Genomic DNA, 13635 nt, shown 5'->3' on the forward strand with positions numbered 1-13635 from the left:
ATCTCCTCAATTTGCCTGGATGGTGTTGATGACTTGCTGTGCGACCGATGCCGTGGCGGAAGGATCCTGCCCCGTAATGATCTTGCCGTCAGCAACATGGAAATCGTCCCCAAACTTCTTTGAATAGACGAAGTCTCCACCGTTCTTGCTGATCTCCGCGTCGATCGAGAACGGGAAGGTCTTGTAGTAGTCAGCCTTGGTGTCTTCGAACAGATCGGGAAAGCCGGTCACTCTTTTGTTCAGGAAGACGGACTTGCCATCCCGGTCTTTCAGATGCGCTATCCCCGCAGTACCGTGGCAGACAGCCGATATGACGCCGCCATTTCCATGGATCCTTGCCGCGATCGCCTGGATGCCCTTGTTCTCTGCAACGCCAAACATTGCCGCGCCACCGCCGCTGAAGTAGATCGCCTTGTAGTCGTCGGCGTTGATCTGTTCCGGCCTGCTGGTATTTTTCAGCAGCCCCATGAACACTGGATCGTACAAATGTTCTTTTTGTACGCGATCGGATGTCTTGATATAACCCAGGGGGATGGCACCGCCGTTGGGGCTGACGAAATCCACGGTATAGCCATTCCGTTTGAAAATGTCATGGGCGACGGCGATCTCTTCGAAATGGTTGGCGGTATTGAGACTCGTATTGCCGTAGGTATGCTGGTTCGAGGTGACGAACAGGATTTTCTTGCTGTCCTTTGGAATTTCCTTCCATGTGAAGCTTTTCTGGATAATCTTCCAGGCGCCCTGGTATTTCAACAGCAGGAAATAGTCGGTATATATCCGGTAGTTTGGAACAAGAATCTCGGCCTTTGCCGTCGCCGCATTCTTTTCAACGTCGATCGCCAGGATCCGGCCGAGGCGATTGACTTTTTTTCCCGGCGTCACACCTGCGATGTACTGTTCCCCGGAGCGGATCAAAAGCTCATTTGCCTCATTCACTCCATGCAGCTTGAAATCCGGGTGAAAGGCTTTTCTGAGTTTGTCCGGCTCGCCGTTCGCAGTGCCTTCAAAATAGTCCGTGAGCGTTTTGCTTATCTGCTCAGTATCTGTTTGAGCCCGCGCCGGCAGGCAAAGAGAAAGACAAGCACCGAGGACGGCGCCCAAGAAAATGTGTTTGTTCATGGATTGACCCTAAGTTGTGGATAGAGCTGACAACTTAGCGGCAATGCGCTTGTCCGAAATCCCGAACCATGATTTCGGACTCCGGATACATGATTTCGTAGTCCTACGAGGCAAATTCTGCGCGGTAGCTGGCGGGGGTCTGCCCTGCTATCTTTTTGAAAGCCGAGAAGAATGTGGAATTGGAGTTAAAGCCACTGCGCTCGGCAACCAGCTCCATGTTCAGGTGCGATTCACGGACCAGCAATTCCTTCGCATGCTGGATACGGAACTCATTAATATAAAGGTTGAAACTTTTCCCGAGATTATCGTTAATCACCTGCGATATCGTCGTTTGCAAATTACCGACTTTCCTGGCCAGGAGCGCAAGGCTTAAATTAGGATTTAAATACAATTGTTCACGGTGCATTAATTCATCCAGCGCGTCCAGAATGGTGCGGGCATCCCCTTCTGCCAGTTTTCGATTCTGGTATTTATCGTTTTTGGTTTGTTCCGGCTTGGCATCGGCCCGTAGGAAATACGTCAGGATCGTGACGTGCAGGGTAAAGGTGAAAGAAAGTGCTCCGACGATATAGGACGTAAATCGCGTACTGGCGTAGGCGATCAGAATCACCCAGCTGCTGAAATAGACGCTTTGGAGCAGGATGGTCTGCCGGCTAAATGCCTGTGCCCGCCATAGCAGCCGGCCCGCCAGGACCAGGTATCCAAGCCAATAAACATGTATGCCGGTAATCGCGCAACGCCAGACATATGGATAATCGGAAAAGGGCAACAACACCCCCAGTCCGGCAAGCAAGGCCGGTGGCAAGAGATGCCAGCGCCACTGCTTGCCCGCCGTGGCCTGCGCCAGGTCCGCGAGATAGCAGCTCACGTACAGGTAGGTCAGCGGTCCGATAAACAGGCATGCCGAGATGCCGATCTGCACAAAGCCGGCAGCGAGATCAGGATTGAAATAGAAGAAAGACGATTTGACGGTGCGGACACCGACCGCCAACAGCAAGGCGCCGAGCATGCAGTTCGCCAAGCGATGCGTGCGGCGGGTGAAGAAGTAACCCGCCAGGAAGATCCCGTTGACCGCTCCGAGTGCGCTGAACAGAAATAGAAGTTGGCTTGAAATCATGGCAACATCATGCCATGTCCAGCGCACTTTTTCGAGACCTCATCGGGAACATCGGCACCGGCCGCGATTCACCGACGATGGCATGGTGTCAGTGATGGGGGAATTGAAGGGGAATGGAGCGGGTGAAGGGAATCGAACCCTCGTATGAAGCTTGGGAAGCTGCCGTTCTACCATTGAACTACACCCGCGTGCCACGCATTCTATGCGGCTTTGGCCAATGTTGGCAAGAAGGACACTCAGCGGCGCCGGTATCGCCCTTGTAACGTTCTATGTCGTATTGAAAAATCGGGCCCGGCGATGCCGTGCTGGTGCAGAATGGCCGGGCCACTCAACTTCATGGACGTCCAAATGAAACCAACCGTAGCGCTCAGCATCGCACTGGCCATCGCGGCAAATGCCGCGCATGCACAAACCTCCCCTGCGGCCGATCCGATTTCCTCGTTGGTGGGCCAGCTCGAACTGGAGAAATACAAGGCTACCATCAAGAGCCTGACCAGGTTCGGCGACCGCCGCCAGGGTACGGAACGCAATCGCCAGGCGCTGGATTGGATCGAGGCGCAGTTGAAGGCTTACGGCTGTTCCAACGTCGAGCGGCTACAGTACCAGTTCACCGAGCCGGCCGTGCGCGGCAAGCCTGCGGTGGCGGCAGGCGGCGGTGCCGGCGGTCCTCCCGGCCAGGGCGGCAGTACGCTGTTCGGCAACCGTGCACCAACCGGCGTCAACACCGATCCGATGAAGCAGCCGGACGAGCGCCTGCGCGCACTGAACGCGGAACAGACGCCGCAAGGTACCTCGCTGCGCGAGAACGTCTACTGCACCAAGATCGGCAAGACGCGGCCCGACGAAATGTACATCGTCAGCGCCCACATGGACGGCATTGGTTTTGGCGAGGCGGCCAACGACGACGGGTCCGGTACCGCATTGGTGATGGAGCTGGCGCGCATCTTCAGCGCGCCGGGCGTGGAAACCGAACGTTCGATCCGCTTTGCCTTGTGGAACAACGAGGAGACCGGCTTGAACGGCGCTGCCGCCTACGTCGAGCAGCGCAAGAACCTGCAAGGCATCGAGTCGCCGAAAGGCTCGGGCAAATATCCTGAACCGCGCTGGCTGGGCATGATCCAGCACGACATGATGATGTTCGACCATGGCATGCCGGTCCCGAAACTTGATGAAGCGGGCAAGCCGGTGCTGGATGCGAAAGGCCATCAAGTCTACGTCCTGCCCAAAGACCAGCGCGCGGAAGCGGACGTGAACATCGAGTTCCAGTCCAACTCGAAACAGGCGGAAGCTTCGGCCAGGCTGGCATGGGACTTCCGCGCGGCGAACGACAAGTACGCGACCAATTATCCGGCCGCCGTTGGCTGCCACATGACCAATACCGACTCCACGCCCTTCATGGACCTGGTGCCGTCGATCTCACTGCGCGAGAACGAACGCGGGCAGCAGATCGGCTCCGGTTGGAATCCGCACTGGCACCAACCGACCGACCTGTATTCGAACTATTCGGACAAGGATTTCCTGCTTGGCCTGAACGCGGCGCAGACCACGCTGGCCGGGGTGGCCAAGCTGGTTGGCGCCAAGGTCGTCAAGCCTTAACGCCATAAGGGGTCGCTGGCCATCAAGGCCGTGGCCCAATCGGTAAAGGCGCGCACGCGCGACGATAGCCTGCGCGCATAAGGGTAGACGAGGCTGATCGGCATGCTTGCCAGGTGCCAGTCGGCCAGCACTTCCACCAGCGCGCCGCTGCGCAGATGCGGCGCGGCTTCCGCCCGCGGGATGTTGAGGATGCCGAGCCCCGCAACGCCCGACGCGACATAGGCGGCGGCGCTATTGAAGCGCATCGCCGGCAGTTGGTCGATGGTGTAGCGCTGCTCGCCGCGCAGCAGGGTTTGCAGGTGCTGGCGGCCCGTGGCGGCGAACACGAAGGCGAGGTAGCGGTGCGCCGGCAAGTCTTCGACCGACGCCAGGCGCGGTGCCGATGCCAGGTAGGACGGCGCGGCGCACAGGCAGAACTGCATATTCCCGACCGGTCTTGCGACCAGGTCCTGGTCCGCTACCGCGCCGCCGCGCAAGGCGCAATCAATTCCCTCCTGCACCAGGTCCACCACACGCTCGCCGCAACCGATATCGAGCTGCACATCCGGATAGCGCGCCGCGAAGTCCGGCAAGGCGGGGATGATAAGGCCGGTGCCGACCGGCGAAGGCATTTCAACCCGCACGCGGCCGCGCGCATCGTGGCGCGAGGATTCCAGTTCATCCAGGTCGTCCAGTAGCGAGCGCGCGCCTTCATAGTACGCGGCGCCGTCGGTGGTGGGCGACACGCGGCGCGTGGTCCGGTGCAGCAGCTTCATGCCAAGGTGCGCTTCCAGGCCCTGGATCTGGCCGGAGATGGTGGTCTTCGGCACGCCCAGCGCTTCAGCAGCGCCGACGAAACTCCCCACTTCCACAATGCGGCAGAAGGCGCGCATCGCCTCAAGGCGGTCAAAAGCCATGATTGTTCGACTTTCCGTATATTTAAAACGATAAAGACCAGTTTATCCGCGATCCCGTCCGGACTAAAGTGGATTCATCGCAACCAACCGGAGCAATCCACCATGAAACGCATCAACTATTACGCCGCCGCCCCGAACGCCATGAAGGCCATGATGGGCCTGGAACGCGCAATCGCCGAATCGTTGCTTCCACTCAGACTGCGCGAGCTGGTCAAGATCCGCGCCTCGCAGGTCAACGGCTGCGCCTATTGCATCGACATGCACAGCAAGGACGCGCTGAAGAACGGCGAAGACGTACGCCGCCTGATGGCGCTGCCGGCTTGGCGCGAAACGCCTTTCTTCGACGAGCGCGAACGCGCCGCGCTGCTGTGGACCGAGACGCTGACCGAACTGTCGAAAAACGGTGCGCCCGATGAAGTGTATGGCGCGGTCACCGCGCAATTCAGCGAGCAGGAGCTGTCGGAGCTGACCTTCCTCATCGGCACCATCAACGCCTGGAACCGCTTCGGCGTCGGCTTCGCAATGCAACTACCAGATTAACTGTGCGACAACTGTTTTGGCGGAAAAACCACGCAATGGCCACGCTTTCCGGCGCGGCCGTTCGTCGATCTGCTAGTATTCTCAGCGATCTTTCCAAACTGAAACAAAGTGTCAATCCATGCGCAGCACACTCACCGCAGCCGAACATGAAACCCTGCTTGAAGACGGCAAACCCATCGTCATCACCACCGACCTGCAGGGCCGCCTGACCTACACCAATTCGACCTTCATCGCGGTCGGCGGCTACGCAGGTGAGGACCTGATCGGCCGCCAGCAAAAGACGCTCTACCACCCGGACATGCCGGCCCAGGTCGATGAAGACATGGTGCGCACCACGATGTCGGGCGAGCCGTGGCGCGGCCTGGTGAAATACCGCCGCAACGATGGCGGCTATTTCTGGTGCATTGCCAACGTCACGCCTGTCATCGAGAAGAATCGCACGACCGGCTTCATGGCGGTCTGCACCAAACCCAAGCGCGAGCAGGTCAAGGACGCGGAAGCCCTGTACCGTACCGTCAAGGGCCCCAATCCGGACGGCGTGCGCATTGCGCGCGGCGCTGCGGCACCGCGCGGCCGCAAAAAGATCACCAATGCCCTGCGCGACATTTCGCTATCCCAGCGCATGGCGCTGTGCTTCGGCAGCATGGCGCTGCTGGCATTGTCGATGGCGCTGCATGCCGTGCTGCCCTATTCCGACTTCGCCCTGCACCTGCAGGCATTGCTGCTGGCGGTGCTGGCGCTGTACGGCTGGTACAACCTGCATCGCGCGATTGTGGCGCCGGTCCAGGCCTGCATCAACGCCACCCGCATCCTGGCCGGCGGCGACCTGACCACGCGCATGGCGGTCGACCGCCACGACGAACTGGGCCAGCTCCAGGCCTTCGTGCGCCAGTTGAACCTGAACCTGGCGTCGATCCTGGGCGACATCCGCGGCAATTTCGCGCTAACGCGCAGCACCACCACGCAAGTGCGCACCGCGAACGTCGACCTGGCGACGCGTACCGAGGCGCAGGCGGCGAACCTGGAACAGACTTCGGCCCATATGGGCCAGATCACCGGCACGGTGAGCCAGACTGCCGATAATGTGAATACCGCCAATGGCGTGGCGACCGAAGCGACTGCGCTGGCCGAACGCACCGGCGTCGCAGTGGCGCAGGTGGTGACTGCGATGGACGAAATTCGCCAGTCTTCGCACAAGATCGTCGATATCATCGGCCTGATCGACGGTATCGCTTTCCAGACCAATATCCTGGCCCTCAATGCGGCGGTGGAAGCGGCGCGCGCCGGCGAAAGCGGTCGCGGGTTCGCGGTCGTTGCGAGCGAGGTGCGCAGCCTGGCGCAACGCAGCGCGGCGGCGGCCAAGGACATCAAGGCACTGATCGATGCGTCGGCCGACAAGATCGAAGGCGGCGCCAGCGTGGCGACGACGGCCGGTAACGATATGGATGCGGTGATCGCTGCGATCGGCCGCGTAGCCGCCATCATGGGCGATATCCGCGGCGCGACGCGCGAACAGAGCGACGGCGTCAACCAGGTGAAAGACGCCATCGTGCAGCTTGACGAGGTGACGCGCCAGAACAGCCAGATGGTGGAGGAAGCTTCCGCCGCTACCGGCGTGCTGGACCTGCAAGCGCAGGCAGTGGCCAAGGCGCTCGAAGTATTCAAGCTGCCGCCGCAAAGCGGCAGCCAGCCCAAGCGCGCCTAAGGCGCGGAGGCTTATTCGGGCGACTCTACCTGGTAGCCCTTGGCCTGCAGTTCCGCCAGGGGCCCCTTCGGATCCAGTAGCTGCGCCAGCGGCAGCACGGCGAAGGTCGAAGTATTGGCCTCCAGCGCCCGCTCCGCATTGGCCAGCCAATTCTTCCGCATCGTTTCCTTCGCCTGCTTCAAGTTCTCGTTCGACTTGAACGCATCGTTGTTCAGCACAGCGTCCGTGCACGCGGCTTCGCGGTCGGCAAAGCTCAAGGACGTAATCTTCGACATGTCGCCGACCGCCCAAGCATTGGCACGCACACGCATCGCGTCGAGATCCGATTCCAGCCGCTCCACGGTCCTGGCAAAGCAAAGTACATCGGTTCCCGGTGAATTCTTGAACGCGCGCAGCGCCTGGCTTGGGCTTTCGAGCTCCGTATGGACGTTGCTGGATGTGATCTTCACCTTGTACAGCTTCACCAGCTTGTCGACCTTCGAATACACGTCGGTGCCCATGGTCAAGCCATTTTTCTCCAGCCCTTGCCGGTACAGCGTGTCAGCTACGAACATCGGGCGCTCGCGCTCGATGCCGTCGTTCTTTCCGATGTATTTGGTCTTGAGCGTTTGCCAGCGGTCGTAAGTATCAGCTGGCAGGACGTCGATCAATTTGCCCCCGTCCGGGTTGTTCTTGATACCGACGACGAATGGCAGCATCTTGATGCCGCCCCACCAGCCTACCGAGATGCCAAAGGATGGCTTGGGCAGGTATTCCTGCGACTTGGCGATGATCGATTCCACTTCGTTGGAGCGCCAGTCCATCTTGACCGGCAACGGCGCGTAATCGCCGAACACATACATCACATGTTCGCCCTTGCTGACCTTCCACAGGCCCGGACCGGGGCGCTGGCCCGTGATCACCACCTGTTCACCTTCAGGCACCTGCGCTTCTTCCTGCGCCCAGGCGCTTGCCGCCAGCAGGCTGAATGCCACGGCGGATAGCACTTTCTTTGTCATCCTCTTACTCTTTCTGAATGGTTAAGAGAATGGCAATATTACATCAACGACGCGAAGGAATGGTCAGGGTATGCACCGGCGCACCTTTGTCGGTCAGCACCTTGACTGTCAGCGTGCGCCCGGTGGCTTCGACGCGGGCCAGTTGGTCCTGTCCCAGGATCAGGCGATGGTAGGCATGCACCTTGTCGGGCGGCTGGTAGGAGAAGGCGTGGTCATGGCCGGCGATCAACAGGTCGATGCCGGCCTGGTTGGCCAGCGCAGTCCAGGCGGCGCCATTATCGGGCAGCCAGCCCCAGTCGCCCTGATGCATCGCGACCACGCGGAACGCCGCGCTGGCAAAGTGCCCGTTGCTACCGACTTGCCCGCGCAGCCATGCCAGTTCCTCTTCGCGATAGGGCGCGGTGCGATTCAACTGGGCATAGACGTTGGTGTCGTCGGGCTTGTCCTCGGCGGTATCGAGCACCATCAGATGCACCGGGCCCAGGGCGCGCGCGTAGTAGTAGCTGCCTTCGGGCGTTGGCACGTAGCCCGCCAGTTGGCGCGCATAGGCGCCGCGCAGTTCGTGATTTCCGCGAGCGAACAGCAAGGGTTTGCCAGGCCCCATGGCGGCAACCGTTGGGCGCAGCCATTTGGCCCACAACTGTTCTTCCGATTCGAGCCAGTGGAAGGCGTCGCCCAGGTGCAGCAGCGCATCCGTGCGGGACCAGTCGACCAGCTTCATCAAGCGGCCGATGCGGGCCGTGTCCTCGTGGGTATCAGTGACCACGCTGAAGGAAACCCGGGCCTGTCGCGGATCGAAGGTGGTGAATGTCGCAGCCGGGCTGCTGCTGCTCAAGCCCTTGTCCGGCCAGTAGGGCTTGAGCTTCACCACGCGGGTTGCGACGGCTTCGTAGGAATAGCGCTTGCCGGGAGCCAGCCCTGTGATGGTCACCACATGCCGCTGGCCGACCGGCACCAGGCCATCAATCTGCGGCTCGATTTCGCGCACATTCCCGTCATCATGCAAGCGTACCTTGGCGTGGCTGGGCGCATCGGTCATCCACATGACGGACACCGAAGTATCGGAGAGCGCAGACAGGTACGGGCCTTCGGTAATGACAGGCCTGGTGTCGAATACCTTGTAAGGCTCGGACTGGGCCACGGACCTCCCTTGCACGGCCAATGCTGCGAGGCCGATGCAAAGGGACGCCAGCGCAACTCGCGTGCGCTTCATCAGTAGCGGTCGTCGAAAGCGAAGACCGGCTTGCGCTTGCTCCACTGGCCCCGGGTAAAGTCGGGGAAGTCCAGCGTCTGGAAGTTCTGCGCGACCGATTGTTCGGACAGCGGCGTAATGGCACTCCACGTCACCGCGTCGTAGATATCGATCGGCATCGGCGCGCGCGCCTTCAGCGCTTCCACGAAGGCGTGGATCACGAAGTAATCCATGCCGCCGTGACCGGCGCCGGCCGCCTCGCCGGCGTACTTGCGCCACAGCGGGTGGTCGAACCGGTCCTGGTAGGCCTGGAAGTCCTCCCACTGGTGCGGTTTGCTCTTGCCTTCGATGTGGATGGAATGGTTAACATCCATCCACAAGCCATTGGTACCCTGCACGCGGAAGCCCAGCGAATAAGGGCGGGGCAGCGAAGTATCGTGCTGCAGCACGATAGTCTCGCCATTCTCGCAGGATAGCGTGGTGGTCACCACATCGCCCAGGCTGAACTTCACCTTGCCGCTCGGATGCTCGGCACCGCCTTGCTTGACGATATAGTCGTGCAGGCCGCGCGCCTTGGTGGCGAAGGTGTTGATGCGGGTGAAGCGGTTGCCGCGGTTGATGTTGGTGTACATGGCGCACGGGCCGATACCGTGGCTTGGATACAGCTCGCCGTTACGTTGCACCGAGTGCTCGGTGCGCCACTTTGCTTCCGACCAGCCCTTGGCGCCGAATTCGATGCCGCTTCCGTACGGCTTGGCCGGGTCGCCGTTGTTGAACTTCACTGCGCGCAGGTCATGCTGGTAGCCGCCCTGCAGGTGCAGCAGTTCGCCGAACAGGCCGGAGCGCACCATCTGCAGCACCGCCATCACGTCCCGGCGATAGCACACGTTCTCCAGCAGCATATATGGCGTGCCGGTCTTGAGCTGGGCATCCAGCACGTCCCAGTGGTCCTTCAGCGTCACGCCGGCCACCACTTCGCAGCCAACGGCAACCTTGGCCTGCATGGCGTCGATCGCCATTTGCGCGTGCCATTCCCACGGGGTGGCGATGATCACGCCATCGAGCTGCTGCGAGTCCAGCATGCGGCGGTAGGCCTGCTTGTCGCCGTCCTCGCCGAAAGTGCGCGGCTTTGGCTTGCCGGCCTTGTCGAACTGCGCCAGAGCTTTGCCCAGCATGATCGGTTCGATATCGCACAGCGCTGCCACCTCCACGTCGTCGCGGCGTACCAGCTCGCGCAGCAGTACCTGGCCGCGCATGCCGGTGCCGATCATGCCGAGCCGGAGCTTCTCGCGGCCGCCGGCTGCAAAGGCGGCCGGCAGCAGCAGGCTGCCCGCCAGCGCGGCGCCGGCGGTGAGAAAGTGTCGTCGATTGAAATGCTTGTCCATCTATTCTTTGCCTCTTTGGTTGGATCGCAGGTTACCAGAATTTGTAGTTGGCCGAGAGCGAGAAGACGCGGCCGAACAGGTTTTGCTGGTGGTTGTAGCCTTCCCAGCCGTTCGGGTCGTAATAGGGCCTCTTGTCGGTCACGTTCTTGATGTTCAGGCCCAGGTCCAGGTTCTTGATCGGCTTCCAGTTGAAGCCCAGGTTGACCGTGTAGTACGAAGGCTGGCCGCCGCACAGGTTTTCGGGCAGCGCCACGCCGCCGGCGGTGCATTTCTGCGGAGCGTTGTCGGTATCGTACGCGCCATACGCCCACTTGGCCTTGCCGGTGTAGTTGACGAACAGGCTGGTGACCAGGTTCTGGTAGCTCCAGTCGGCGTTGAAGGTGGCGCGCAGGCGCGGCGAATCGTAGTAGCCCACATAGTTGCCGGAGAAACCGCTGCCGTCTTCGTAATTGTAGGTTTCGCGCTTGCGGATGGTGAAGGCGGCGCCGGTATTCAGCTTGCCGTACTCGCCCAGCGAGAAGCGGGTGCGCGCATCGATGTCGAAGCCGTCCATCAAGGTGCGGCCACGGTTCGAGTAGGAGTTGATCAAGCCACCCAGGTTGCCAACCGAGTACTGTGGCATGCCGGCTGCAACGCAGGCCGGCAGGTTGGCCGGATTGTTGCACATGGTGACCACGGCCGCCATATTGGCGCGGTCGGCATCGGTCAGCTCATTGCGGATTGCCTTGTCGGTACCGGCCAGGCTTGGGCCGTAAGTGTCCACCAGCTGGGTGAACAACTGGTTGAAGTCCTGGCGCACGATCTCGTTGCGGCGGTACACGAACCAGTAGTCAAGCGAGATGCTGACGTCCTTGGTCGGCTGCAGCACCAGCCCCAGGGTCGAGATCTTGGCTTTTTCCGGCTTCAGGTCCGGATTCGGCGGGGTCAGGCCGCCCACCGTGGTCGAGCAATTGGAATTGAGCAGGGTCTTGCCCAGGTCGCGATCCGTCGCCGCGACAGACTTCTGCAGCAGCGTGGCGATGGCATTGGTTTCATCGCAGCGCACGGTGTCGCGAATGCCGCCCACCTGAGCGAATACGCCGCCGCTGCCCGATTCGGCCAAGTTCGGTGCGCGGAAGCCTTCCGAGTAAGTGCCGCGCACCATGATCTCGGGGCGAGCGCGCCATTGCACACCGACCTTCGGGGCCAGGTTAGCGGAAAAGTGCGGGTATTTGTCCAGGCGTACCGCAGCATTGACTTCCAGCGTGTCGGTCACCGGCACCACTACTTCGCCGAACAGCGCGCTGACGGTGCGCTTGCCGTCGAACCAGGAACCGCCCTGCTGCGTGATCAGGCCATTGGCGGCGTCTGGATTGCCGGGGGTCTCGAAGCTTTCGCGCATCAGGTTGGTGCCGAAGGCTGCGCGCACTTCACGCTCACCCAGCTTGAACAGCGTGCCTTCCACCTTGGCATCGAAGGTAATCAGCTTGGTCCAGGACTGGATGTCGAAAGTAGGGAAGGCCTCACGGATCAGGGCAGCATTCGATTCGCTGACTTCGCCGAACTTGAAGGCCGGATTGTCGGCGATATACACACGGCCAGTGAGCGGGTCCTTGGTAGTCGGGCCGAAGGCTTTCTCGAAGCCCTTGGTGTTGATGTTGGTGGTCTGGTACAGCGTGGAGTGGCTGCCCGCCACGCCCAGCGCGGTCTCGAAGTCCCAGCTGCCGGCCAGATGACCGCGCAGGCCGGTCAGCACGCGGTAGTTGTCGTCCAGGTTCTTTTGTCCGAAGTGGCCGACCGCATCCTGCAGGATGTAGTTCAGGCCCGCCGCGCCGCCCATCTTGGCTGCCATGTCGGCATCCAGCTTGCCCTGCAGGTAGACGTTGTTCGGGCCCAGGTAAGGGTTGACGAAGGTATTCAGCTTGTTACCCGTGTTGCGCGAGAACCAGTTGCTGGTGGTGCCGCTGTTGAAGCTGCGCGGGCCGTTTTCGCCGCGCAGCTTGATATGGGTGAAGGCGGCTTCAGCGAATACTTCCAGGTCTTCACCCAGCTTCTTGCGGCCGGACAGGAAGCCCGTTGCGCGGTCGGAAGTCGGGCCGGTGTCCAGGGAGTACGGCAGGTTGTTCCATACGCAGCGGCTGCCGGATGCTTCGGTGATCATGGTGGAGCAGCCGCTTACCGCACGCTGGGTACGGGCGTTGTTCTTGGCGGGGTCGAACACGAAGAAGGTGCCCGGGTTTGGCTGGCCAGGCTCGCTGCCGACGCCGATGCGGAAGTTGGAAATGAAGTTTGGATTGTTGACGTAGAAGTAGTCCGGACGCTTGTCGTAGGTATCGGCCAGCGCAATGCGATCACGCTGGTAGACGTTCAGGGAGGCCATCACGTTGTAGCCGTCGTTGCCGAAGTCGCCCTTGCCGTACACCAGGCTGGCCTGGTGCTCGCCGTAAGCCGAGACCCTCTGCGAATGGTCGGTGCTGACCTTCGCTTCCAGGCCCTGGTAGTTCTTCTTGGTGATCACGTTGATCACGCCGGCCACCGCATCGGAACCGTACACGGCGGAAGCGCCGTCGGTCAGGATTTCCATGCGCTCGATTGCCGCTGCGGGTATCGAGTCGATGTTGACGAACATGGTCTGGAAGCCGGCCGGCGCGCCGTAGAAGGACAGGCGGCGGCCGTTCAGCAGCACCAGGGTGCCTTGCGCGCCAAGGCCGCGCAGGTTGGCCTGCGAAGCGCCGTCCGAGCCGGTGAACATGGAACGGAAGTCTTGCTGCGCCGGGCGCGCTGCCGGCAGGTTGTCCAGTACCTGCATCAAGGTGCGCGCACCCATGTTTTCGATTTGCCTGGCGTCGATCACCTGTACCGGGGATGCGGTTTCGGCGTTGATGCGCTTCAGGCTGGAACCGGTCACTTCGACGCGGTGCACCTTCTCGCCCTTATTGCCCTTATCACCCTTATCGTCCTTCCTGTCATCCGCACCATCGGCTGCCAAGGCGCCGCCGGCAAATCCAATAGCTGCCAGCGCAGCGATCAGTTTCTTCAGTTCCACTTGCATCTCCTTTTTTTTAGTTTGCAAAACGCCCTCCCCGGTCCGAAGAGGGGTTCGTTCTT

Annotated in this window: 10 protein-coding genes and 1 tRNA gene; 3 read left to right on the top strand and 8 right to left on the bottom strand. The window is 61.0% G+C overall.

Annotated elements, in window-relative coordinates:
- Positions 1-6: 6 nt before the first annotated feature.
- The 3 genes from BM269_RS18055 to BM269_RS18065 form a co-directional block, all read right to left on the bottom strand.
- Positions 7-1119, bottom strand: a complete 1113-nt coding sequence (locus tag BM269_RS18055) for a nuclear transport factor 2 family protein (protein WP_090439847.1) — start codon at positions 1117-1119, stop codon at positions 7-9.
- Positions 1120-1222: 103 nt separating this feature from the next.
- Positions 1223-2236: a helix-turn-helix domain-containing protein gene (locus tag BM269_RS18060; RefSeq protein WP_090439850.1), complete on the bottom strand. Its 1014-nt coding sequence runs from the start codon at positions 2234-2236 to the stop codon at positions 1223-1225.
- Between the two features lie 114 nt (positions 2237-2350).
- A tRNA-Gly gene (locus tag BM269_RS18065) sits at positions 2351-2424 on the bottom strand.
- A gap of 160 nt (positions 2425-2584) precedes the next feature.
- On the opposite strand from BM269_RS18065, the gene BM269_RS18070 reads away from it, so the two are divergent.
- Positions 2585-3832, top strand: coding sequence for a M28 family peptidase (locus tag BM269_RS18070; RefSeq protein WP_090440249.1), 1248 nt, complete (start codon positions 2585-2587; stop codon positions 3830-3832).
- Here the strand turns inward: BM269_RS18070 and BM269_RS18075 are convergent.
- Positions 3829-4728 carry a LysR family transcriptional regulator gene (locus BM269_RS18075; RefSeq protein ID WP_090439852.1) on the bottom strand — a complete coding sequence of 300 codons (900 nt, stop codon included), beginning with the start codon at positions 4726-4728 and terminating at the stop codon, positions 3829-3831. The genes BM269_RS18070 and BM269_RS18075 overlap by 4 nt on opposite strands.
- 102 nt (positions 4729-4830) lie before the next feature.
- Here BM269_RS18075 and BM269_RS18080 point away from each other — a divergent pair, with 102 nt between their 5' ends.
- Positions 4831-5268, top strand: a complete 438-nt coding sequence (locus tag BM269_RS18080) for a carboxymuconolactone decarboxylase family protein (protein ID WP_090439855.1) — start codon at positions 4831-4833, stop codon at positions 5266-5268.
- A 118-nt stretch (positions 5269-5386) separates the two neighbouring features.
- Positions 5387-6973 (top strand): methyl-accepting chemotaxis protein, encoded by a 1587-nt coding sequence (locus BM269_RS18085; protein ID WP_090439858.1) that lies wholly within the window; start codon positions 5387-5389, stop codon positions 6971-6973.
- A gap of 11 nt (positions 6974-6984) precedes the next feature.
- Here the strand turns inward: BM269_RS18085 and BM269_RS18090 are convergent, their stop codons facing one another.
- From BM269_RS18090 to BM269_RS18105, 4 genes are read right to left on the bottom strand one after another with little or no spacing between them, the layout of a single operon-like run.
- Complete coding sequence (locus tag BM269_RS18090) at positions 6985-7971, bottom strand: TraB/GumN family protein (protein ID WP_090439860.1); 987 nt, start codon at positions 7969-7971, stop codon at positions 6985-6987.
- Positions 7972-8014: 43 nt separating this feature from the next.
- On the bottom strand, positions 8015-9184 hold the full coding sequence (locus BM269_RS18095; RefSeq protein ID WP_090439863.1) for a purple acid phosphatase family protein: 1170 nt from the start codon (positions 9182-9184) through the stop codon (positions 8015-8017).
- Entirely contained in the window at positions 9184-10548 is a 1365-nt protein-coding gene (locus BM269_RS18100; RefSeq protein WP_090439866.1) for a Gfo/Idh/MocA family oxidoreductase, read from the bottom strand. Before BM269_RS18100 ends, BM269_RS18095 begins: the two co-directional genes overlap by 1 nt.
- Positions 10549-10579: 31 nt before the next feature.
- Positions 10580-13579, bottom strand: coding sequence for a TonB-dependent receptor plug domain-containing protein (locus BM269_RS18105; RefSeq protein ID WP_090439869.1), 3000 nt, complete (start codon positions 13577-13579; stop codon positions 10580-10582).
- Positions 13580-13635: the final 56 nt, after the last annotated feature.

Origin of the sequence: Duganella sp. CF458 (genome assembly GCF_900113115.1) — a bacterium.
GTDB lineage: Bacteria > Pseudomonadota > Gammaproteobacteria > Burkholderiales > Burkholderiaceae_D > Rugamonas.